The organism is Streptomyces sp. NPDC005574 (genome assembly GCF_040605435.1).
Taxonomy (GTDB): domain Bacteria; phylum Actinomycetota; class Actinomycetes; order Streptomycetales; family Streptomycetaceae; genus Streptomyces.
The window spans coordinates 133,922-157,122 of the sequence record NZ_JBEXCW010000012.1; the positions used below are offsets into that span (position 1 = coordinate 133,922).

The following is a 23,201-nucleotide window of genomic DNA, read 5'->3' on the forward strand; positions in this document are numbered from 1 at the left end:
GTGTCTCAGCGGGGTGTGATGCTCACCGTCCACGCTCCCGAGGGCGTCCGGCCCGCCACCGTCACGCGGACACCGTCGCCCGGCACGGTGAAGGTCTCGCCGAGCGCGACGGGCGCGTCCGCGAGCGGCGGGTAGACGGAGTTCTCCCAGCACGCCTCGGTGCGCGGGTGGGCATCGATCACCTGGACCGGTCCGCCGCCGGAGTCCTCCCCGGCGCGCACCCGGTAGACGAGGATGCCCGGCCGGCAGGCGGCTGCGTCGTCGCCCACCGGCCCGCGCGCCTCGAAGGCGAGGACACTGTCGGGGCCGGTCCGCACCACCGCGAGTTTGAGGCCGCGCCCCGGGCCGAAGGCCGGCGCCCCGGCGGTGCCCACGACCGGGACGCCGGGCCGCTCGCCCAGCGGTTCCAGCGTCAGCAGCGTGGGGCCGGGTCCCCGTACACAGGCGACCTGACGGGGTTCCAGCCAGCCCAGTCTCCACTTGTGCCAGGCGAACAGGTCGGGTGCCAGGCCGAACTGGCTGCCCATCAGGTCCCAGTCGCCGACGTAGGTGTCCCAGTCGCCCTTGCCGTCCACCGGCCGGTGGTACAGGTCGGGCAGGTCGAAGACGTGCCCGGTCTCGTGGGCCAGCACGAGCCGGTCCGGCGGGTGCTTCTCGAACACCGTGACGACCCGCCGGATGTCCGTGCCGTCCGCCTGCAGCGGGGTGTCCAGGTTCACCACCTTCGTGGCGTCCGAGTCCACGCCGGGCGCGTCCGGGTCGGCGACGAAGTAGACGACCTCGTAGCGCGAGAAGTCGACGTACGGGTCGGCCGCGGCGAGCGCGTCGCGCAGGTAGGCGGCCCGGTGGACGGGGCTCCAGTCCCGCCGTATGGCGTACGAGGTCGAGGGCCGGGGCATCCGGATCCACCGCCGCTGCGGGTGCGGGCGCAGGGTGAACTTGCCGTAGGAGGCGTGGGCGAAGAAGCGGCTGGTGGCCGGGAAGTGGTCGGCGGCCAGTTCGGCGGGGGTGGTGCGCGGGGCCGCGTCCGGGAAGGACAGGAAGACCATCACCGCGTCCAGGGCGCGGGCCGGCCGCGGATAGGCCGCGTTCCAGGTGTCCAGCCCCTCCGAGTGGTGGGCGGTCGTCCGCCGCAGGGCGCACGGTGACGAGGCGAACGGCTCGGCGACCGACGGGCCGGTCAGGATCGAGGTGGCGGCCAGCGCCGACATGGTGGTGAACACGGCCGCGGTGCTGCGCAGTCGGGGCCGGGCACCCACTCGGCCCAACCGCTCGACGGCCTCACGGGTGAGAGCCCTGAGAGGGAGCTGACGCGGCACGTGGACCTCCGGGAGCGGTTCGCGGGACACCGCCACCCAGCCTGTGTGCATTTGTAGTACTACGTCCTGTTTGTCTGCACCAGAAGAGTGAGAGGACGCCCTGACCGTCGGAAACGACACCCCCGAAACGCTCACGGAACGTCACAACTGGTCGGAGGGCCGAAGAACCCGTCCAGCTGCGGGCAGAAACGATCTGTCAGAACGGCCGCCGCTTCGGCGACACTGGACAGTGGCTGGAAGGCCCGGGGGCCAACCTCTATGATCGGCACACTTTCCTGAGCTTTCCTGCACGGACACGGCCCGGGCGGCCGATCCCCCACCCGGCCGGCCAACCCGACGAGATCCATCCGAAGACCGAGTGCACTGCGGGAGTGAGCGGTGAGCGGAACGTCCGAAGGGCCGACGCCCGCGGCAGACCTCATCCGGCCGGCCGTCACAGAGAGTCACGTAGAGCCACCATCAGGTACGGAGTCCGCCCCACCGGCGCCCTCCGCCGCACCGGCCTCACCGGCGCGCTTCCGGTCGGCCTTCTCCGCCGCCCCGCTGGCGATGGCGGTGGTCGGCCGGGACGGCCTGGTGGTCAGCGCCAACACCGCCTTCGGCACCCTGCTCGGCACCGGCGCGGACACCCTCACCGGGTGCGTGGCCGCCGACCTGGTCGACCTGGCCTCCGACGCCCGCACCTGGCACGCCTACCGCGAGATGCTGCGCGGCCGCCAGGCCAAACTGCGCTGCACCCGCCGGCTCAAGCATCCCGACGGGCACTCCCTGTGGGTGCAGGTCACCGTGGCCCCCCTGCCGGACGAGGAGCAGGGCGTCCTGCTGTCCGTCGCCGACATCAGCGGCCGCCGTGAACTCCAGGCGCGGCTACGGCACTTGCAGATGCACGACCCGGTGACGCGACTGCCCAACCGCACCCTGTTCTTCGAGCGCCTCTCGGCCGCCCTGGAGGCGGAGTCGTACGAGGAGAGCGGCACCGGCCGCATCGGGCTCTGCTACCTGGACCTGGACGGGTTCAAGGCCGTCAACGACACGCTCGGGCACCGGGTCGGCGACCGGCTGCTGGCCGCCGTGGCCGAACGCCTCACCCGCTGCGCCGACGAGGCGGGCCACGCCCGCACGAGCGCCCCGCTGGTCGCCCGGCTGGGCGGCGACGAGTTCGCCCTGCTGGTCGAGGACTCGACGGGCACCGAGCAGCTCGCCGACCTCGCCGACGCCGTACTGAGGTCGCTCCAGGCGCCGTTCGACATCGCCGGGCAGCGGCTGTCGTTGTCGGCGTCGATCGGGGTGGTGGAACGGCACGCGGCCGGCACCAGCGCCACGGGTCTGATGCAGGCCGCCGACACGACGCTGTACTGGGCGAAGGCCGACGGCAAGTCCCGCTGGACGCTGTTCGATCCGGAGCGCAACGCCCACCGTATGACCCGTCAGGCGCTGGTCTCCACGCTCCGACCGGCCATCGAGCGCGGCGAGTTCGCCCTGGAGTACCAGCCGCTCGTGGGCATGGAGGACGGCCGGCTGCGCGGGGTGGAGGCGCTGGTGCGCTGGCGGCACCCGCAGTTCGGGATGCTGACGCCGAATCGGTTCATCGCACTGGCCGAGGAGGACGGCTCGATCGTGCCGCTGGGCCGCTGGGTCCTGGCCACCGCCTGTCGCCAGGCCCGCAGTTGGCAGGTGGACCACCCCGACGAGCCGCCGATCTTCGTCAGCGTGAACGTGGCGGTCCGCCAGGTGTGGGACTCCGACCTGGTCGCGGACGTGGCGGAGATCCTGGAGGAGACGGGCCTCGCGCCGCATCTGCTGCAACTGGAGCTGACGGAGTCCGCGGTGATGGGCTCGGCGGGCCGGCCGTTGCAGGCGCTTCAGGCACTCAGCGACATGGGCGTGCGGATCGCGATCGACGACTTCGGCACCGGCTACTCGAACCTCGCCTACCTCAGCCGACTGCCGGTGTCCGTACTGAAGTTGGACGGGTCCTTCGTCCGGGGTTTCCAGTACGAGGGGTCGGGTGTCGCGCCGAACCCGGCCGACGAGGTCATCGTCGAGGCGATGATCCAGCTGGCCCACCGGCTGGGGCTGACGGTGACCGCGGAGTGCGTGGAGACGTCGGCGCAGGCCTCACGGCTGCGCCGGATCGGCTGCGACACCGGTCAGGGGTGGCTGTACTCGCGACCGGTGCCGCCGGATCGTATCTCCGGACTGCTGGGCGTGCGGGCCTGCCCGCAGGTCTGACCCCCGGCGGGCTCAGAGGGCGGGCAGGCCGTAGGCGTCCGCGATCAGTTCGTACGAGCGCAGCCGCAGGTCGCCGTCGTGCGCGTGGGAGGTGATCATCAACTCGTCGGCACCCGTGCGCTTGTGCAGGTCGTCGAGGCCGGAGCGCACCTCGTCGGGGGTGCCGTGGACGACGTTGGCGTTCCAGGAGTTGATGAACTCCCGCTCCATCGGGCTGAATTCGTACGCCTCGGCCTCTTCAGGCGTGGGGACCAGGCCCGGCCGGCCGGTGCGCAGGCGGACCATGTTCAGGGAGGCGGCGAGGACCTGGCGGCGAGCCTCCCGCTCGTCCTCGGTGGCGAGCGCGGAGACCCCGATGAGGGCGTACGGCTCGTCGAGGACGGCGGACGGCTTGAACGACTCCCGGTACAGGTCCAGGGCCGGGACGGTGTTCTGCGCGGAGAAGTGGTGCGCGAAGGCGAACGGCAGGCCGAGGACTCCGGCGAGGCGGGCGCTGAAACCGGAGGAGCCGAGCAGCCAGACGGGCGGCCGGTGCGGGGACTGGACACCGCCGGGCGAGGTCGCCTGGATAGGGCCGGGGACGGCGTGGACACGGCGGTAGGGGTGGCCGTCGGGGAAGTCGTCGTCCAGGAAGCGGACGAGTTCCGCGAGCTGCTGCGGGAAGTCGTCGGCCTGCTCGTCCAGGCGCTCGGAGCGGCGCAGGGCGGCGGCGGTGGCGCCGTCGGTGCCGGGGGCGCGGCCGAGGCCGAGGTCGACGCGGCCCGGGGCCATGGCCTCCAGGGTGCCGAACTGCTCGGCGATGACGAGCGGCGCGTGGTTGGGCAGCATGACGCCGCCGGAGCCGAGGCGGATGCGGTCGGTGTGGGCGGCGAGGTGGGCCAGGATCACGGCCGGGGAGGAGGAGGCGACACCCGGCATGGAATGGTGCTCGGCGACCCAGTAGCGGTGGAAGCCGCGGGACTCCGCGAGGCGGGACAGCGCGACGCTGGTGCGGAGGGCGTCGCCGGCGGTGCGGCCCGCGCCGACGGTGACCAGGTCCAGGACGGAGAGGGGGGTGGGGGCGCTGCCGTGGGCGGTGCCCCGGATCTCGTCTGCGGTCACGGTGGATGCCTCCTGCTGCTCGGGCGTGTGCGGTCCTCGCCGCTTAACAGGAGGGTGACTCCGCTTTATTCCCGGGAGCGGGACGGCGGCGTGCGGTGCCGGGGGGCCGCCTCCGCGAGCCCACCGGGCCGAGCCCACCGGGGCCCGGAGTTCGCGCTCCGGGCCCCGGCGGGTCTCACGCCTGCACGAGCGGTTCGCGGGTGAACAGCGCGCCCATCGCCGGCGCGTTCACCCGCCGGTCCGCCAGGCGCAGCCCCTCCCACACCGTGACCTGGTTCGCGGTGAGGACCGGCTTGCCCACCTCCTTCTCCAGGGCGGGGAGGTGGGCCGCCGTGTGCAGGGCCGCGTCCGGGAGGAGGACCGCCTCCGCGTCCTCACGGTCGGCGGCCCGCGCCAGCGCGAACAGCTCGGCCTCGCCCCATGCCCCGGCCCGCGCCGCGGAGGAGGTCCCGGCGCCGTGCACGGAGACCGCCTCGACTCCGCCCGCCCGCAGGAACTCCGCGAACAGGGCCGACACGTCGTCGGGGTAGGTCGCCCCGACCGCGACCCGCCGCGCCCCGAGCTCCCGCGCCGCGTGCACGAAGCCGAGCGCGGTGGAGGAGGCGGGCAGGCCGGCCGCCAGGGCGAGGGCGCGCACCTGGTCCTGCGCGCCCTCCCAGCCGTGGACGAAGCTGCCGCTCGTACTGGCCCACACGACGGCCTCGGCGCCCGACATCCGCAGTCGCTCGACGCCCGCCGCCAGCCGCTGTGGTGCCCCCGTCTCGCGCAGCGCGTCCACCCCGAGCGCGTCCTCACCCAGGTCGGTGTGGACCACGTCCATCCGGATGTCGCTGGCCAGGAGCTGTTCGATGCGCTGGTAGTCGTCCTCCGCGGCGTGGCCCGGGTAGAGGAGTCCGAGTGCTGTCATGTCCAGCCTTCCCGCTGCTGTTCTTCGTCCGGCACTTCTGGCACTTCCGGCAGTACGGGGCCGGGTCGCGACGCCGGATCGAGCGGCGCCCGGCACGGCCCCACGACTCGGGTACCCAGTCGGCGCGGCGCCGCGCCCCCTTCCCGGTGTCCTGTCGGGGCCGGCGTCCGACAGCCCCGGTACTCGGCCCCTGGGCTCACGGTGGGCAGCCGGTGGGCAACGGAACGTACGCACGCGTGTGTTGACGGCCGGAGGTCCGGGTGCCAACGTGGTCGCTCCGCGCCGCCCGCCAGAGGGCCCGCCACCTGGAGATACGGTTCCGTATGGCCGATCCCGCTCCCCTCCCCACGGTTCTCGTCCTGGACGCCGACCCGCTCCCCCGCCTCGGCCGGCTCACCGGCCGGGCCCGGATCGAGCACGCCGACGAGTCGACACTGGCCGCCCGGCTGCCACGGGCGGACGTGCTGCTCGTGTGGGACTTCACCTCGCACGCCGTCCGCGCGGCCTGGCCCGGCGAGGGCCGCCGGCCGCGCTGGGTGCACACGGCGAGCGCGGGCGTCGACCACCTGCTGTGCCCGGAACTGACCGCCGCCGACACCGTGGTGACCAACGCGCGCGGCATCTTCGACCAGCCCGTCGCCGAGTACGTCGCCGGTCTGGTCCTCGCGATGGCCAAGGACCTGCCGAGGACGTGGGACCTCCAGCGGGAGGGGACCTGGCGCCACCGCGAGTCGCAGCGGGTGGCCGGCACCCGCGCGGTCGTCGTCGGGTCCGGCCCCGTCGGGCGCGCGATCGCCCGCACGCTCCGGGCGCTGGACCTGCGGACGGCCCTGGTGGGACGCGCCCCGGCCACCGGCATCCACGGCCCCGAGGACCTGGACCGTCTGATGGCCCGCGCCGACTGGGTGATCGCCGCCGCGCCGCTCACCGAGGCGACCCGCGGCATGTTCGACCGGCACCGGTTCGGAGTCATGCAGCCCTCGGCCCGCTTCGTCAACGTGGGCCGGGGACAGCTCGTCGTCGAGGAGGCGCTCGTGGACGCGCTCACCCGGCGCTGGATCGCGGGCGCGGCGCTGGACGTCTTCGCCACCGAACCCCTGCCGCCCGACAGTCCTTTGTGGCAGGTCCCCAACCTGCTGGTGTCCCCCCACATGAGTGGCGACACGGTCGGCTGGCGAGACGAACTGGGCGCGCAGTTCGTCGACTTCTACGACCGTTGGGAGGCGGGCCGCCCCCTCCCGAACACGGTCGACAAACAACGCGGCTACGTACGGGGGCGCTGAACGGGCACCGCCGGCCCCCGGCCGACCTGGATGCGGAGCCGGCCCGGCGGCCGCGAGCACAGGCCGACACAGGTTTGCAGGCGGCCGGGCGGCCTGCGGGGCACGAACCGACCGGGGGTGCGGCAGGCCGCCCCGAGGTGCGCCGGACCGAAGCAGGCGCCACCGGCCGGGTCGACGACCGTAGGCCACCGGAGCCCTGGGGCGGGGCGGTGGGGCGGGGCGCTGGGGCACGACGCCGACGCGCCGACTCCCCGGCGCACCGAGCCGCCCGGAGCCCGCCGGGCGGACCCGGGGCCACCCGCGCGGCCGGCCCACCGGCCGCCGCCGGTCCGCACCTCGCGGCTCACGGCCCGCGGCTCACGGCTCGCGGCTCGCGGCTCGCGGCTCGCGGCTCGCGGCCAGCCGGGAATTCCGGGATCGCGATCCCATGGCTACAGGAAGTGAAGGCGCCAAGACGCGAGGTCGGTCGCCTGGGTCATGACCCTGGCATGTGCCAGAGTGCCGACGTCGCTGCTGAGGAGGTCGGAATCTCGTCAACACCCGCTCCGAACCAGCCTTTTGGCCGTTATCGTGGAACTGATCCGCTGTCCGGATCACGGCCCAAGAAGCGAGCGCAGGGGGAAACACCGTGGCGCTGAAGCACGAGCCGACCGCGCCGTACCACTCGGCCCAGGACGCACTGCGCGTCCTGGAGACCGTGGCACGGCACACCACCGGAGTCACCGACGCCGGCCTCGCCCGGCACACCGGCCTCAGCCCGGAGCGACTGACCGCGCTCCTGCGGATGCTGCGCCGGGAACGCTACGTCGAGCAGGGCGCCGACGGGGCGTACGTCACCGGCGACGCCCTCACCCGCCTGGGTTCCGCGCACGACCGGGACACGGCGCTGCGCGACAAGCTCCAGACCACCCTCGACCGGCTGCGCGACTCGCTCGGCGCCGCCGTCTACATCAGCCGGTACGTCGACGGAGAGGTCACCATCTCGCAGTACGCCGACGGCCCCGCCGCCCCCTCGGTCAACGAGTGGGTCGACTTCCGGCACTCCGCCCACGCCACCGCGGTCGGCAAGAGCCTCCTGGGCCAGCTCGACCACAACGGCCGCCGCGACCACCTCTCCCGGCACAAGATGGCGCGCCTCACCTCGCGCACCATCACCAGCGACCGGCTGCTGCTGTCCCGCCTGGAGTCCCAGCCGCCCACCGTGCCCCACCTGGACCTCCAGGAGTACGCGATCGGCACGGTCTGCGCGGCCGTCCCGATCACGGCCGGCTCCGCGGTCGGCTGCCTGGCGCTGTCCCTCCCGGTCGAGCACGCCCACCGGCTGCGCCAGGCAGCCGACGCCCTCAACCGCAGCGCGGCACCGGTCCTCCTGTCACTGGCGATCTAGGGCCGTACGGGGTCCCGGGGGTCCCGGGGGCACCCCCCGGGACCCCTCGGGAAATGGTCGGAGGCACCCCCGTACAGCAGGTAGTATTTTTCCGTCGCCGACCGCGTGAAGCGGACGGCGAGGGTCATGCGCCGCTAGCTCAGTTGGTTAGAGCAGCTGACTCTTAATCAGCGGGTCCGGGGTTCGAGTCCCTGGCGGCGCACAGTGAAGAGGGCGGGTCCGGTCGCGGGTGACGCGAGAGGGCCCGCCTTCGTCGTGTCCGGGACACCGCCGCGAGGGGTCGCCTACCTGCCCAGCAGGTCCTCGCGCCCCCGTTCCCGGTACCGCGTCACCAGCTTCTCCGCGTCCTGCCCGGTCAGCCTCCGGTAGGCGGACTCCCCGGGTGGCCGCCACCACACCGGGTCGGCGCAGCGGAAGCCCTCCCGCCGGAGGCCCGCGCGGTGGATCTTGTTCGTGGCGGTCACCGGCATCCGCTCGACGACCCGGACGAACCGGGGTGCCATCTTCGTCCCCAGATCCGGCTGGGCGAGCAGGAACTCGGCGAACTCCAGCGGGGCGAAGGTCCCGGCGAGCGTCGCCATCACCTGGTCGCCGGCCACCGGGTCCGGCACCGCGTAGACGGCGACGGCGGCCGCGCCGTCGTAGCGGGCGAGGATGTTCTCGATCACCGCGGCAGCCAGGTTCTCGCTGTCGACGCGCAGCCGGTCGTCGGCGCGGCCGGCGAAGTGGAGGTAGCCGTCGGCGTCCCGGTAGAAGAGGTCGCCGGTCCAGTAGCAGCCGTCGCGGCGGCGGGCCGCGTCCGCCTCGGGGTTGCGCCAGTAGCCCTCGAAGGGGTTGGGGCCGCGGTTCACCAGCTCGCCGATGGCCTCGTCGCCGTTGAGCAGCCGCCCGCTCCCGTCGAACGCGGCGGGCGGGCACTCCGCCCCGGTCGCCGGGTCGAGCACCACCAGGCCGGGTGTCGCCCGGCCGACCGCGCCGGCCGGTGTGCCGGGCGTCCACTGGATCGCCGCCCCGCCCTCCGAGGAGCCGTACCCCTCCACCAGCCGCACCCCGAACCGGCGCCGGAAGGCGGCCGCGTCCACCGCGCCCGCCTCGGTGCCGAAGCCGAGGCGGAGCGGGTGGTCCCGGTCGTCGGGGCGTGGCTCGGTGGCCAGGATGTACTGCACCGCCCGGCCCACGTAGGTGAAGTACGTCGCCCGGTAGGCCCGTACGTCCGTCAGGAAACGTGAGGCCGAGAAGCGCCGCCGCAGCGCGATGCCGGCGCCCGCCGTGAGAGCGGGCGCCCAGTCGGCGATCACCGCGTTGCCGTGGAACAACGGCATGCAGATGTAGTGCACGTCGTCGGCGCGCACCCCGAACTGGTCGGCGAGCGAGCGGCCGGCGGCGGCCAGGCGGCCCTGGGTGCAGATCGCGGCCTTGGGGGCGCCGGTGGAGCCGGAGGTGAAGTAGAGAAGCAGCCGGTCGCCCGGCGCGGCCCGGGAGACGTCCGGTTCGGCGCCAGCGTAGGGGGCGAGGAGGTCGTCGTACTCCTCGGTTCCGGTCACCAGCATGCGTACGCCCGGCAGTTCGAGGTGGGCGAGGAGCGGCAGGTGGGCCGGTTCGGTGACCAGGACGCGGCACTCGGTGTGCAGGATGTCACGGGCCAGTTCGGGCCCCCGGCGGGTGGGGTTGATCCCGGCGACCGCGGCCCCGGCGAGGGCGGCGGCGCTCAACCACAGGGGAAATTCGGGGGTGTTGTCGAGGAGGACGCCGAAGTTCGGTTCGGCGTCCGGGGGCAGCAGGTCCGCCAGCAGGGCGGCACGGGCCGCCGCCCCGGCCGTGACCTGGTGCCGGGTGAGGGTCCCCTCCTCCGACCACAACCCCGGCCGGTGGTCGCCCCACCCCTGTCCGACCAACTCCGCGACGGTCGTACGACGCCTCGTGGACTCCATGAGCGCGCACGGTAGTTGACGTACCGTCAGATAGGGAGAGGCGTGCCGCCCGTTCCACCCCGTCCGGGCGGCGACTCTCAGAAGCCGGAGGCGTCCGAGGTTCCGAAGACCTCCGCGTACTGGACCATGAAGCCCACGCAGAACACGACGATGACGCCGAGGAACGCCAGGATGCCGAAGGTGGCCGCCGCCTGCTTGCCCCGCCTCGGCTCGTGCGCCGTGGCCACCACGTCACGGCCGTCGGTGTAGTAGACCGTCACGTAGTCTCCCTCCACCACGGTCGCCGGGCCGTCCTCCTCCTCGAACCGGACCACCCGGCCGTCGCGCGCGGTGAACTCGTAGACGTGGTGCAGCGCGGTGCGCACGGAGGTGTCGCCGCCGCCGCCGTAGGTCGTCGTGAAGGTCCGCAGACAGTGCCCCTCGGCGGTGAGCCCGCTGTTCCAGGCGCCGCGCACCTGGAGCCAGCGGCGGACCACGCGGTACGCGGCGAAGAGGGCGCCGGCCATGATCAGACCGGGCAAGAGATAGAAGATTACGTCCATTGAGCTTCCCCCGAGGTCAGGTGCGTCCGGTGAGGGGAACTTACCCGCCGGGGGTGCCGGACTGACTCAAGTAAGGCTCAGAACTGTGCCGATGGCCCGGGCGCCCGTGGAGCGCGCCCGGGCCGTCGGTCCGCGGGCCCTGCCGGACGACGGTCAGAAGGTGACGTCGGAGCAGGCGTAGAACGCGTTGCCGGTGTCCGCGACCGTCCACACGGCGACGACGACATGACGACCGCTGAGCCCGGTCGGCAGCGTGCCGCTGTGGGAGAGCGTGGAGGGCGGGCGCTGCCCGTTGTACGGCACCGTGAGGAACGGTGTCGTGTTGAGGTCGGAGCGGGCGAGACTGTGGTTCTGGTTCCAGCCCTGCCTGGTGACGTAGTACTTGAAGTCGGTCGTCGCGTGCATCGCCGTGAACTGCCAGCGGAAGGTGTAGCTCTGACCGCCCGTCACCCTGGTGGTCGGCCAGGCGCCACCGGAGGGTGTCTTCGGGCTGTCGAGCTGGGCGAAGCGGGTGTTGTTGCCGGAGCAGATCCGGCCGTCCGCCGGGCCGCCGGCCGGGAAGCCCTTCGGCCCCTCGACGCTCTGCGGCTCCCACTGGATGTCACCGCAGTCGGTCACCGTGCCGTTCTGGCAGAGCTTCTGCCGGCTGATGGGGAGATCGGTGTAGCCGTGGCTGCTGGCACCACCGGAGGAGAGCACGAAGGCTCCGGCGGTGGCGAGGCCCACCACGGCGGCATACAACCTGGTCTTTTCGCGCATGCTGCCGCTCCTGGAGAACGTGGGGGAGGTTCTGTGAGCCGTGCAGGTCTAGACCAAGTCCCAGATTATTGCGGCCTCTTGAACATGTCCATACCAATCGGGAGACGTGTTCGGCGGGCCGTCAGGACGCCGTTTCCCCCCGCCCCGAGCAGAACGCCACCGTCAGGTCCTTCACCAGCGCCGTGCGCTCGTAGTCGTCGAGCTCGACCAGCCCGCGCATGGTCAGCCTGGTCACCGTGTCCTCGACCGAGTCGACCACCGAGCTGAGCACCGTCGCCCGCTGCTGCGCGTCCAGCGCGGCGATACGTCGGCGGGTCATCGCCGCGGCCACCTCGGGGGCGTAATCGACCCGGACCGGCTGCACCGAGAACACCTCGAGCCCGACCGGCGCCGCGTCCGCCGTGACCAGCCTGGTCAGCGTCTCCCCGGCCGCGTCGACGGACCCCCGCGCGGTCCCCGGCAGCTCCACCGGCACCCGGACGAGCGCCGCCTCCACGCACTCCCGCAGATACGTCTCGTGGTCGTCGACGCCCAGTGTCGCCCGCGCCGTGTCCCGCACCCGCCAGACCACCAGGACCACCACCCGCAGCGCGACCCCGTTCCCGTCCACCGCCGGCATCGGCTCACTGCGCCAGTGCCGCAGCCGTACGTCGACCCGGCGGCGCAGCACCAGCGGGTTCACCCACATCAACCCGGTGCGACGGACCGTGCCCCGGTAGCGGCCGAACAGGCCGAGCACCCACGCGCGTCCGGTCCGGCCGCGGGCCAGCCCGCCGAAACCGAACAGGCCGAGCGCCACGGCACCCGCGTACGCCGCCCACTGCGCCGGACCCAGGCCCGCTCCGGCGTACGACGGCAGCCGCAGCGCGCGCGTCACCAGGGACGGCAGCTCGCCCGCCCACCACGAGGTGACCGCGCAGCCCGCCGGCCCGCAGACGCCGGCGAGCACCCCCACCGCGCCGGGCAGCACCCGCGCCGGGCGCTCCACCAGCGCGGGATCGACCTGCGGCACCAGGCGCGCCTTCGTGACCGCCGGTCGCCGCAGCCGGGGCTGCTCCCCCGTGCCCTGCCTTCGCCCCACGACCGCGGGCGCGAGGGCCACGGTCGAGGGGAGCGGCTCGTCGCGGAACAGGAGGTGGACGGGGATCTCCGTGGTCGCCTCGTTCTGGATGAGACGGGCGGTCCTGGGTGGGGGGTCCGCCTGGGCGGGAGGGGTGGCGGGAGCCTGTCCTTCGGACTCGGGGGGGTGGGGGGTGGTGGTGCTCATTCCTGCCTCCAGCCTTCGGCGTTCGCGGGTGTCCGGTGCGGGGCCCTGCGGTGAGGTGGGGTGAGGTGAGGTGAGGTGGGGTCTCGGGTGCGGGTCCGTCGCGGTTGCGGTCGTTCGCGCAGTTCCCCGCGCCCCTTTTTGAGCCGGCCGGATGTCCGGTGCGGGTCCGTTGGGGCTGGGGTCTTTGCGCAGTTCCCCGCGCCCCTTCTTGAGCCGGCCGGATGTCCCGTGCGGGGACGTTGGGGCTGGGGCTTTCGCGCGTTCCCCGCGTCGGCCGCCGGTGGGGGGGGCGGTCAGAGGAAGAGGCGGCGCCAGGTTTCCGGGCCCGGGTGGCCGTCCGCGGCGCCGCCTCGCCAGCCCTGGGCGCGCTGGAACGCCTCGACGTTGCGCCGGTCCGCCTCGCCCCAGCGGGGTCCCGGGCCGGTCGTGTAGTACTTGCCGAAGCCCTTCTTCACGAGTTGCCGGCCGAGATCGGTGACGTGGTCGTTGACCGCGCCGGGCCGGAACATCGCCCGCCCCGGATAGCCGGGCACCCCGTGCGAGGAGGGCACCGCGGGGCCGGCCGCTCCCGGCGCGAGGCTCCGGCCCGTACCGGTGGCCAGCAGGTTCCAGGTGCGGGTGCCCGGCAGCCCGTCCGCGTCCGCGCCCGTCCAGCCCTGGGCCCGCTGGAACGCCTGGGTGGCCCGCCGGTCGGCGTCCGACCAGCGCGGGCCGGGGCCCGAGGTGTAGTAGGGCCCGGCACCGCGTCCGACGAGCATCCGGCCGAGTTCGGTGACGTGCTTGTTGTGGGCGCCGGGCCCGAAGTAGGCCGCTCCCGGGTAGGGCGCCGCAGCCTTGCCGGGGCCCGGTTTCGGGTCGGGCGTCGCGGTGTCCGGGGCCCCGCCCGCCGTGCCGCCCTCGAGCCCCTTGTACCGGTAGGCGAGGTAGTCGTCGGAGTGGCTCCAGTAGGCGTAGGGGGTGGACTGTCGGCGGGTGGTGGGGCGGGTCTGCTCGTAGGCGGTGTAGTAGGTGCGGGTGGAGTCCGTCCAGCCGCCGAAGAGGACGACGTGGGAGCCCTCCTCCGGGTTGTCCAGGTTGTGGAAGAGCAGGATGTCGCCGGGCTGCAGGTCGTCCTTGGCGATCCGCACGCCGTACTGGCCGAGGCTGCCCGTCCACTCGTTGCCCGGCAGGTTCCAGGCCATCGAGACGTAGCCCGAGCAGTCCTGCCGGTACCCGTCGAACCAGTACTCCGACAAGCTGTACGGCACCTTCGCCGCGACCCACGCCATGGCCCGCCCGATGATCTCCGCGCGGGTGGTCGCCGGCGTCTTGACCGCGCCGCCCGGTCTCGTCGGAGCACCCGCCGGACCGTGCAACGGGGCTTGGTGGCCCTGCGGGGTGTCGGGTCCGTCGTCCGCGGGGACGGCCGCCCGGCCGGTGGTGACCGGGGCGGCCACGGCCGGTGCCGCCTGGCCGACGCCCAGGCCCGCGGAGGCCGCGGCGGCGGCCGCCAGGATCACCGCCCGGTGGGCCGCGGGGTGGCCGCCGGTGCGACCGGTGCGGGAGTACGGCAGCACACGCCGCCAGTGGACACAGCCCGGGCAGTCGCAGTCGCTCGCGGGATCGACTTCCTCGAATACCGCAGTCTCCATGCGACGCCCCTCATGATCCGGGTGGAAATGTACGCGAGTGTGCACATTCGCCAGTTTCCCAACTGTGGTCCGCACGCGCATGCTGACGGTCCGAATGATGTACGGCGAGCGGGCGGGGGCGGCCCGGCCGGCGCCGGGGCGGGTGGTTCGGAGCACGTGCGGACGTCGGGTAGAGTTGTGCAGGTCAGCAGGCGCCGCTAGCTCAGTTGGTTAGAGCAGCTGACTCTTAATCAGCGGGTCCGGGGTTCGAGTCCCTGGCGGCGCACAGACAGAGCAGGCCCCCCGTTCACGCGGGGGGCCTGCTGCTTTTCGGCGCGGCGCGACGCGGTGATCAGTTACGAGCGCGAAAAAGGCAGAAGAAGGCATTTCCGTAACTTCTCCGCCCGTCTGAACACAAAGACTCCACAAGGTCCGCACGCGGGCAACAATGAGCGCGTATCACCGGTAAACACCGCGTTTCGCAGCTTGCGATCATGACGGACGCCGTAGAACCCTGGCCACCAAGCTGCCGTGGATTCGCGGCAGTTGGGGGGACAGCGAGCGGATTGCCGGTGATGCGGGGAAGAGGGGCCCCGTAGCCGAAGGATGCCGAGGGGGGCGTCGCGCGATCCGCTGGTCACAGTCCGTGTCCCCACGTGCGCACCGTGTGCCGACTGTGGCCCATCAAGGACGCGCCTGCGAGGGCCGAGGGGGGTCCGACCAGGCGTGAGGAACCGACGAACACGCGTTGACCCGCGTGTTGGGGGGATGACTCATGACGTCGACGCCGACGGGCGCCCGGCAGAATTCCGACCCAGCTCAGACCGCTCGACCAGGGAAGACCTCGCACCACACCGCGGACACCGGAGGATCGCACCACACCGCGGACCCCGGAGCCTCGCACCGGACCGCGGCCGCACCGCCGACCTACGACTACGAGCACTACAGCCGACTGGCGGGACCCCTCACCCAGCCCGATCCGCACACGCCGTACAAGGTCAGGTACCGCTCCCTGATCTCGCAGGAGCCGCACCGCGTCCGGGTCGCCCTGATGCTGGCCGCCGCACCGCTGCTCTCGCTGGTCCTGCTCGGCTGGCTGCTCCAGCCCGAACACTGGACCGAACGGGACTACCCGGCCTTCCGCTGGCTGCCCGCCCTCGACATCGTGATGCTGGTCTCGATCGGTCTGATCGAGTTCTTCCGCTGCCTGAACGTGCTGTCGAACGCACACGCCACCCTGGTCGCCCGCGACCCGGTCCCGGTGGTGCCGCAGACCGGCACGAGGGTCGCCTTCCTGACCTCGTTCGTGCCCGGCACGGAGCCCCTGGAGATGGTCACGCGGACCCTGGAGGCGGCCGTCCGGGTCCGCCACCGGGGCCTGCTGCACGTCTGGCTCCTCGACGAGGGCGACGACCCCGCGGTGAAGGCGGTCTGCGAGCGCCTCGGCGTGCACCACTTCTCCCGCAAGGGCGTCGCCCGGTGGAACCGCCCCAGCGGCCCGCACCGGGCCAGGACGAAGCACGGCAACTACAACGCCTGGCTGGAGGCGCACGGCGACGACTACGACTACTTCGCCTCCGTCGACACCGACCACGTGCCGCTGCCCAACTACCTGGAGCGGATGCTCGGCTTCTTCCGCGACCCGGACGTCGGCTTCGTCATCGGCCCGCAGGTGTACGGCAACTACGACAACCCGATCACCAAGGCGGCGGAGTCGCAGCAGTTCCTCTTCCACGCGCTGATCCAGCGCGCCGGCAACCGCTACGGCAGCCCGATGTTCGTGGGCACCTCCAACGCCGTACGGATCAAGGCGCTCAAGCAGATCGGCGGCCTGTACGACTCGATCACCGAGGACATGGCGACCGGCTTCGAGATGCACCGCGCGAAGAACCCGGCCACCGGCCGGAAGTGGCGGTCGGTCTACACGCCGGACGTGCTGGCGGTCGGTGAGGGGCCGGGTGCCTGGACGGACTTCTTCACCCAGCAGCTGCGCTGGTCGCGGGGGACGTACGAGACGATCCTCAAGCAGTACTGGAAAGGCATCTTCTCGCTGCCGCCCGGCAAGCTCTTCAACTACACGATGATGATCATCTTCTATCCGATGTCGGCCCTGAACTGGATTCTGGCGGCCCTGAGCTGCGCCCTGTTCCTGGGTCTCGGCGCCTCGGGCGTGAACATCGACCCGACGGTGTGGCTGATGCTCTACGGCAACGCCTCCGCGCTCCAGATCGGCCTCTACGTCTGGAACCGCCGGCACAACGTCTCCCCGCACGAGCCGGAGGGGTCGGGCGGGGTGGCGGGCATGGTGATGTCGGCCCTGTCCGCGCCGATCTACGCCCGCTCCCTGATGGACACCGTGCTGCGCCGCAGAAGCCGGTTCGTGGTGACACCCAAGGGCGACTCGGCCAGCCCGGACACCCTGTTCGGGACCTTCCGGATCCACCTGTTTTTCGTCGGGGTCTTCGGCGGCTCGATCGCCGCCGGACTCGCCCTCGGCCACGCCCACCCCGCGATGCTCACCTGGGCCTCCTTCGCCCTGCTGGTCACCGCCTCGCCCATCCTCGCCTGGCGGTGGTCGCTGCGGGCGGCGAGGCGGCGGCCGGCCGGCCCGGTACCGGAGCAGCCACGGGACGCGGTGCCGGCCCCGGCCGTGGTCTCCGCTCCGGCGACCTCGCCGTACGCGCAGCCAGGACCCGAGCAGCACAACGGACCGGCGCACCGGACCGGCCGGACCACAGCGGACGGGACGGCGGGCGAACCGACCGTGACGATCGCCGCGGGCGGAGTGGGGGGCCGTAAGGAATGAGGGATCGCGCCGGACACCGCAGGGTCCGTCGTTTCGCGATCGCCGGCGCGGTGGTGCTCGCGCTGGCCGGGACGAACGGGCCGTGGGCCTACCGCTTCGGGACGGAGAAGTACCACACGTACGTGATCAACAAGCCCGAGTACAAGGCGGCCAACGGCCACTGGGACGTGCTCGAGTTCCCGAAGGAGTACCGCCAGGACACCATCCACGCGGCGCTGCTGCGCACCGGCCGGGTGCTGCTCATCGCGGGCTCGGGCAACAAGCAGGCCAACTTCGACGCGAAGAAGTTCGACACCCGGATCTGGGACCCCGTCAAGGGGACCGTCAAGAAGGTCCCGACGCCCAAGGACCTGTTCTGCACCGGTCACACCCAGCTCGCCGACGGCAGGCTGCTGATCGCGGGTGGCACCAAGCGGTACGAGAAGCTCAAGGGTGACGTCACCAAGGCCGGCGGCCTGATGATCGTGCACAACGAGAACCCGGACCGGCCCGTCACCCTGCCCGCGGGCACCCGCTTCACCGGCCGGGAGAACGGCAGGACGTTCCTGTCGAAGGACCCGGTCCTGGTGCCCCGCGCCAAGAAGGTCTTCGACCCGAAGACCGGGAAGTTCCTCCGCAACGATCCGGGGCTCGGCCGTATCTACGTCGAGGCGCAGCGGAAGGGCTCCCGCTACGAGACGGGCACCCAGGACAACTACCGGATCAGCGGCCTGACGGGGGCCGACGCCCGCAACACCTACGGCATCGCCCAGAAACTGGCCCTCGACAAGAAGGACTTCCAGGGCATCCGGGACGCCTTCGAGTTCGACCCGGTCGCCGAGCGGTACATCAAGGTCGACCCGATGAACGAGGCCCGCTGGTACCCGACGCTCACCACCCTGGGCGACGGCCGCGTCCTCAGCGTCTCCGGGCTCGACGACATCGGCCAGCTCGTCCCGGGCAAGAACGAGACCTTCGACCCGACGACGCGGAAATGGACGTACACCCGCACGATCCGCCAGTTCCCGACCTACCCCGCGCTGTTCCTCATGCAGAACGGCAAGGTCTTCTACTCGGGTTCCAACGCCGGGTACGGGCCCGACGACATCGGGCGGGACCCCGGTGTCTGGGACGTGGACAGCAACCGCTTCACCAAGCTGCCCGGGCTGAGCGACGCCGACCGGATGGAGACGTCCGGGACCGTACTGCTGCCCCCGGCGCAGGACGAGAGGTTCATGGTGATCGGCGGCGGCGGGGTCGGCGAGTCCAGGCTGTCCAGCAACCGGACGCGGATCATCGACCTCAAGGCCGAGAACCCCACGTTCACCGACGGCCCCCGGCTGGAGAAGGGCACCCGGTACCCGCAGTCCTCGGTACTGCCCGACGACACCGTGCTGGTGTCGGGCGGCTCGCGGGACTACCGCGGACGCGGTGACTCCGACATCCTCCAGGCCCGCATCTACCGGCCGTCCACCGGCAGCTTCGACCGGGTCGCCGACCCGGCGGTGGGCCGCAACTACCACTCGGGCTCGATCCTGCTGCCCGACGGCCGCGTGATGTTCTTCGGCTCCGACTCGCTCTACGGCGACAAGGCCGACACCAAGCCCGGCGAGTTCGAGCAGCGCATCGAGATCTACACCCCGCCGTACCTCTTCCACGGCCCGCGGCCCGACCTCTCGGGCGGCCCGCGCACCATCGCCCGTGGCGGGTCCGGCACGTTCACCTCACGGCACGCGTCCGGGGTGAGGAAGGCGCGGCTGATCAGGCCGAGCGCGTCCACCCACGTCACCGACGTCGACCAGCGCTCCGTCGCGCTGGACTTCACGACCTCGGGCGACCGGATCACGGTCACGGTGCCGCGGAACAGGAACCTCGTCCCGTCGGGGTGGTACATGCTCTTCGTGGACGACGGGCGGGGCACGCCGAGCAAGGCACAGTGGGTGAAGGTGCCGTAGCCCCACACCCACGGTGACCGGCCACCCCGCCTGACGGTGGGATGGCCGGTCATTCGCGTTCCGTGCCCCTGCGTGTGGCGCGGGGCGGGAGTGGGGGTCGCGCGGAAAGGGGTGGGGCGTCAACCGGTGGACCCGGCCAGGGCTCGGGCGTAGGCGGGCGTCAACCGCCGGACCCGGCCAGAGCTCGGGCGTAGGCGGGCGTCAACCGGTGGACCCGGCCAGAGCTCGGGCGTAGGCGGGCGTCAACCGGTGGACCCGGCCAGAGCTCGGGCGTAGGCGGGCCACCAGTCCCCCGCCTTCGGGCCGCCCTTGCAGGTGCCGTCCGACTCGCCCGGCCGCTTGACCCACAGGTAGGCGTCCGCCAGCGGGTCGGCGGTCCTCGTCGTCGGGGTCTCGCCGAGCGCGCGGCCCGGCGGGTTGCACCAGCGTTCGTCCGGATCCCCGCCCGTGTAGGGGCCGTTGCCGTTGCGGCTGGTGTCGACCACAAAGTGCTTCCCGCCGACCTTCGCTGACAACTCCCGTCCGTACGCGAGGGATTCCTCCGTGGAGTAGAAGTTGGACACGTTCACCGCGAAGCCGTCGGCCGCGTCGAGACCGGCCCGGCGCAGCGGCCCGAAGATCTGGTCGGGGTGCCCCCAGCCCGCGTTGCCCGCGTCGAGGTAGACCTTGGCGTTCTTCAGCGCCTTGAGCCGGGTGACGGCGTCCTTGAGCAGGGCGTAGCGCTCCTCGTCGAACCGGTCGGGCGTGCAGCCGTCGACCAGGTGCAGGACGGCGTCCGGTTCGAGGACCACCGTGACGGGCCGGTCTCCGACGCCCGCGGCCACGCCGTCGATCCAGGCGCGGTAGGCGTCCCCGTCGGCGGCGCCGCCCCGGGAGTACTGGCCGCAGTCGCGGTGCGGGATGTTGTAGAGGACGAGCAGCGCGGTCCGGCCGACCCGGTCGGCGGCCTCGGTGAAGCCGCGGGCCTCCCGCTCGGGGTTCTCCGCGCCGATCCACTCCCCCGTCGGCTGCTCGGCGATCCTCCTGATCCGCTCGGCGTCGCGGTCCCGGCCGGCCTTCGCGTAGGCCGCCACCTGCCGGGCCGCGTTGCCGTCCGGGTTGACCCAGAACGGGTCGGCCTCCTTGGGCTGTTGGGTGATCCGCGCGCCTCCGCTGCCGCCCGTGGCGGCTCCGGTTCCCCGCTTCCCGTCCGCGCCCGCGCCGCCGCCTCCGCTCCCTCCGCCTCCGGAGAAACACCCCGTGACGAGCAGTGCCGCCCCCAGCACCACCGCGGACGCCCGCACCGCCGAAACCATGGCGGCCCCCCTGCTGCCGTGCATCCAACTCCCCCTCGGCTGTACCGGTTTGGGTGCACCGGTCCCGGTCCCAATCCTGGCATACGCGACGCATGCCCACGGGATCGTCCGGATCTCCGGGGCGAGGGTGGGCGTGCGGGAGAGGGGTGGGCGTGCGGAAGGTGGCGGGCATCGCCAGAAGGGGGTAGGCGTGCGGGAAGGGGCGTGCGACGAGGTGTCGCACGCCCCTTGTGGGGTGCGTCTGGGGGCTGGCCTCCGTGGGGCGGGCGCCCGTGTGGCCGGCCTCTGTGGCGCGGTCCGGGCCGGACCGGACCGGGCTAGAGGGCGGTTCCCGTGAGGTAGGCGGAGACGATGACGTTCGCCGTGTAGCTGTGGCTCGCCCGGTCGAAGGTGCCGCCGCAGGTGATGAGCCGCAGTTCGGCGCGCCCGGCCTTCCCGGGCCCGTACACCTGACGGGCGTCGAAGTGGTCGCGGGCGACGACCCGGACGTCGTCGACGGTGAACTCGGCGACCTTGCCGTCGTCACGCACCACCCGGACCCGTTCGCCCGGCTTCATCGCGCTGATCTTGTAGAAGACCGCGGGCCGCGTCTCGGTGTCGACGTGTCCCACCATCAGCGCGGTGCCGACGGCTCCCGGTTTCGCACCGGCCGCGTACCAGCCGACGACCCCGGGCTGGTCGAACGGGGGCGGATCGACCGCCCCCTGCCCGTCGAGACCGCGGGCGACCACCGGCGCCTGGACGGCGAGGTCGGGAATGTCGATGCGCTGCGGCACGGCGTCGCCGAGCGGCCGGACGGCGGGCGGCAGCCGCACGTCCGGCGGCCGCCCGACCGCCGCCATGTCACCGGTGGCGGGAGCCGACGTCCCGTCCTGCCCCTCGGTCACCTCCCGGCCCCACAGCCACAGCCCGAGCAGCAGGACCGCCCAGGCGACGCCGGTCAGGAGCCGGCCGCTGCCGGAGGAACGCTCGTGATCGGACATGGCACCTCAGCCCGTCCCGCGGCTCCGGCGCACGCTGCGGAGCGCGACAGCCACCGCGGCGACGCCGGCGAGGACCAGCCCGGTCACCGCGTGCCCGGTGCCGACACCCGCGGAGCGGGCGTGCGCGGCGGTGACACGGGGTGCCGTGCCGCCGCCGCCCGCGTGCACGGGGGCAACAGGCGAAGAGGGTGCGGAAGGCTCGGAAGGCGCGGAGGGGACGGGCGGCTCCACGATGGCCGGCTCCTCCCCCTGGTCCCGCCGCTGGTCCCGGCCCTGGTCCTGGCCGTGCCCGACGGTGATCCTGGCCTTGTGTTCGGCGCCACCGCAGCGGATCTTCACGTCGTACGTGCCCGCGGTGACCGTGGAGCGGATGCGGCTCTCGCCGACGAGCATGCCGTCGGTGTCGGTGAGCCGGATGTCCGCGACGAACGCCGCCGAGACGGCGATGCCGGTCTTCTGCGCGCAGCCGGTGACCCGCATCGCGATGTCACCGCCGGGGGCGGGGGACGCCGGGCTGACGGACACACCGCCGTCCTGCGCGTACGCCGCCGGTGCGACGGCGACGGCCGCGAGGAACCCTGCACAGAGAGCGACTTTCATTGAACCCATCGTGAACCTCCAGTCACTTGGAGGCTCCCCCGCCCACTCCGGCCCCGCATCCCCTGACGCCCCCCGCTGCTCCGATCGGGTGGCGGCGGAGACGAGCGGTTTCGGCCACGGGCGCTCGGTTTCGGCCGGGAGGACGGAGGGGTCGGGGGCTGGGGCGGAAGCCGAGGCCCGGGGCCGGGCCGAGGGGTGGCGGCCCGGGGTCAGACGCGGTCGACGAGGTCCGCGATCGAGTCCACGATCTGCGAGGGCCGGTACGGGAAGTCCTCGACCTGCTCGGGCCGGGTCAGGCCGGTGAGCACCAGGAACGTCCGCATCCCGGCCTCCATGCCCGCCAGCACGTCGGTGTCCATGCGGTCGCCGATCATCGCGCTGGTCTCGGAGTGCGCCCCGATCGCGTTGAGCCCGGTCCGCATCATCAGCGGGTTCGGCTTGCCCGCGAAGTACGGCTTCCGGCCGGTCGCCTTGGTGATCAGCGCGGCCACCGCGCCGGTCGCGGGCAGCGGGCCCTCGGTGGAGGGTCCCGTCTCGTCCGGGTTGGTGGCGATGAAGCGGGCGCCGGCCTGGATCAGCCGTACGGCCTTCGTCATGGCCTCGAAGGAGTACGTCCGGGTCTCGCCGAGGACGACGTAGTCCGGCTCGTGGTCGGTGAGGATGTAGCCGATGTCGTGCAGCGCGGTGGTCAGACCGGCCTCGCCGATGACGTACGCCGAACCGTTGGGCCGCTGGTCGTCCAGGAACTGGGCGGTGGCCAGCGCGGAGGTCCAGATGGACTCGACGGGCACGTCCAGGCCCATGCGCCGCAGGCGGGCGTGCAGGTCACGCGGGGTGTAGATCGAGTTGTTGGTGAGGACCAGGAACGGCTTCCCGGACTCACGCAGTTTCTTGAGGAAGGCGTCGGCGCCGGGGATCGGTACGCCCTCGTGGATGAGCACACCGTCCATGTCGGTGAGCCACGACTCGATGGGCCTGCGGTCTGACATGTGCTGGATCTCCTGCCGTACGCGAGTGCGCGGTGCCGCGTCGCCCCAGCCTAAGCATGGCCGGATCTTGAGGGAATGCCCCCTCGCGGCGAACCCGGGGGTGCGCTTCCACGGTCCAGCGCCCAGGGGTGCGCAATCCACGTTCCTGCGCCCGGGTGGGCGGCCGATGCCCATCGTCTCCGGCGGCACACCCACGACGGCCCAGGAGACCAGGCGGCCCAGCGGGCGCAGCCCGAGTTCCGCGGCGCGTTCGGGG

At 72.7% G+C, this 23,201-nt stretch carries 17 protein-coding genes and 2 tRNA genes; 7 read left to right on the forward strand and 12 right to left on the reverse strand.

Annotated features, from left to right (window positions below; genetic code table 11):
* Positions 1–5: 5 nt before the first annotated feature.
* Positions 6–1,370, reverse strand: coding sequence for a M6 family metalloprotease domain-containing protein (locus tag ABZT03_RS11565; RefSeq protein WP_356036927.1), 1,365 nt, complete (start codon positions 1,368–1,370; stop codon positions 6–8).
* Positions 1,371–1,697: 327 nt separating this feature from the next.
* On the opposite strand from ABZT03_RS11565, the gene ABZT03_RS11570 reads away from it, so the two are divergent.
* Complete coding sequence (locus ABZT03_RS11570) at positions 1,698–3,551, forward strand: EAL domain-containing protein (protein WP_356036929.1); 1,854 nt, start codon at positions 1,698–1,700, stop codon at positions 3,549–3,551.
* Positions 3,552–3,563: 12 nt separating this feature from the next.
* Here ABZT03_RS11570 and ABZT03_RS11575 read toward each other — a convergent pair whose 3' ends face one another.
* A complete protein-coding gene (locus ABZT03_RS11575; RefSeq protein WP_356036932.1) occupies positions 3,564–4,652 on the reverse strand; it encodes an LLM class flavin-dependent oxidoreductase in 1,089 nt (362 codons plus the stop codon).
* A gap of 175 nt (positions 4,653–4,827) precedes the next feature.
* Complete coding sequence (locus ABZT03_RS11580; RefSeq protein ID WP_356036935.1) at positions 4,828–5,559, reverse strand: decarboxylase; 732 nt, start codon at positions 5,557–5,559, stop codon at positions 4,828–4,830.
* A gap of 323 nt (positions 5,560–5,882) precedes the next feature.
* Between ABZT03_RS11580 and ABZT03_RS11585 the strand changes: the two genes are divergently transcribed.
* The 3 genes from ABZT03_RS11585 (at position 5,883) to ABZT03_RS11595 (ending at position 8,431) form a co-directional block, all read left to right on the forward strand.
* Positions 5,883–6,842 carry a D-2-hydroxyacid dehydrogenase gene (locus ABZT03_RS11585; protein WP_356036938.1) on the forward strand — a complete coding sequence of 320 codons (960 nt, stop codon included), beginning with the start codon at positions 5,883–5,885 and terminating at the stop codon, positions 6,840–6,842.
* A gap of 628 nt (positions 6,843–7,470) precedes the next feature.
* Entirely contained in the window at positions 7,471–8,229 is a 759-nt protein-coding gene (locus ABZT03_RS11590; protein WP_356036941.1) for an IclR family transcriptional regulator C-terminal domain-containing protein, read from the forward strand.
* 128 nt (positions 8,230–8,357) lie between these two features.
* Positions 8,358–8,431, forward strand: a tRNA-Lys gene (locus ABZT03_RS11595).
* 82 nt (positions 8,432–8,513) lie between these two features.
* Here ABZT03_RS11595 and ABZT03_RS11600 read toward each other — a convergent pair.
* From ABZT03_RS11600 to ABZT03_RS11620, 5 genes are all read right to left on the reverse strand, one after another.
* Complete coding sequence (locus ABZT03_RS11600) at positions 8,514–10,160, reverse strand: AMP-binding protein (RefSeq protein WP_356036943.1); 1,647 nt, start codon at positions 10,158–10,160, stop codon at positions 8,514–8,516.
* Between the two features lie 77 nt (positions 10,161–10,237).
* Positions 10,238–10,702, reverse strand: coding sequence for a hypothetical protein (locus ABZT03_RS11605; RefSeq protein ID WP_356036946.1), 465 nt, complete (start codon positions 10,700–10,702; stop codon positions 10,238–10,240).
* 153 nt (positions 10,703–10,855) lie between these two features.
* Positions 10,856–11,461, reverse strand: a complete 606-nt coding sequence (locus tag ABZT03_RS11610) for a lytic polysaccharide monooxygenase (RefSeq protein ID WP_356036949.1) — start codon at positions 11,459–11,461, stop codon at positions 10,856–10,858.
* 121 nt (positions 11,462–11,582) lie between these two features.
* On the reverse strand, positions 11,583–12,728 hold the full coding sequence (locus ABZT03_RS11615; RefSeq protein ID WP_356036952.1) for an SPFH domain-containing protein: 1,146 nt from the start codon (positions 12,726–12,728) through the stop codon (positions 11,583–11,585).
* Positions 12,729–13,021: 293 nt separating this feature from the next.
* Positions 13,022–14,359, reverse strand: coding sequence for a peptidoglycan-binding protein (locus ABZT03_RS11620; protein ID WP_356036954.1), 1,338 nt, complete (start codon positions 14,357–14,359; stop codon positions 13,022–13,024).
* 191 nt (positions 14,360–14,550) lie between these two features.
* On the opposite strand from ABZT03_RS11620, the gene ABZT03_RS11625 reads away from it, so the two are divergent.
* The 3 genes from ABZT03_RS11625 (at position 14,551) to ABZT03_RS11635 (ending at position 19,078) form a co-directional block, all read left to right on the forward strand.
* Positions 14,551–14,624 (forward strand) — tRNA-Lys (locus ABZT03_RS11625).
* A gap of 489 nt (positions 14,625–15,113) precedes the next feature.
* The gene (locus ABZT03_RS11630) at positions 15,114–17,144 is read left to right on the forward strand and encodes a glycosyltransferase family 2 protein (RefSeq protein WP_356036957.1); all 2,031 of its coding nucleotides are present in this window, start codon (positions 15,114–15,116) and stop codon (positions 17,142–17,144) included.
* Positions 17,141–19,078, forward strand: coding sequence for a kelch motif-containing protein (locus ABZT03_RS11635; RefSeq protein ID WP_356036960.1), 1,938 nt, complete (start codon positions 17,141–17,143; stop codon positions 19,076–19,078). Before ABZT03_RS11630 ends, ABZT03_RS11635 begins: the two co-directional genes overlap by 4 nt.
* A gap of 242 nt (positions 19,079–19,320) precedes the next feature.
* On the opposite strand, the gene ABZT03_RS11640 is transcribed toward ABZT03_RS11635, so the two are convergent.
* From ABZT03_RS11640 to ABZT03_RS11655, 4 genes are all read right to left on the reverse strand, one after another.
* Positions 19,321–20,397, reverse strand: a complete 1,077-nt coding sequence (locus ABZT03_RS11640; RefSeq protein ID WP_356036963.1) for a glycoside hydrolase family 6 protein — start codon at positions 20,395–20,397, stop codon at positions 19,321–19,323.
* Positions 20,398–20,690: 293 nt separating this feature from the next.
* Positions 20,691–21,356, reverse strand: a complete 666-nt coding sequence (locus tag ABZT03_RS11645) for a class F sortase (protein WP_356036965.1) — start codon at positions 21,354–21,356, stop codon at positions 20,691–20,693.
* A 6-nt stretch (positions 21,357–21,362) separates the two neighbouring features.
* Positions 21,363–21,965: a hypothetical protein gene (locus ABZT03_RS11650; protein ID WP_356036968.1), complete on the reverse strand. Its 603-nt coding sequence runs from the start codon at positions 21,963–21,965 to the stop codon at positions 21,363–21,365.
* A 200-nt stretch (positions 21,966–22,165) separates the two neighbouring features.
* Positions 22,166–22,945 (reverse strand): HAD-IIA family hydrolase, encoded by a 780-nt coding sequence (locus ABZT03_RS11655; RefSeq protein WP_356036971.1) that lies wholly within the window; start codon positions 22,943–22,945, stop codon positions 22,166–22,168.
* Between the last annotated feature and the right edge of the window lie 256 nt (positions 22,946–23,201).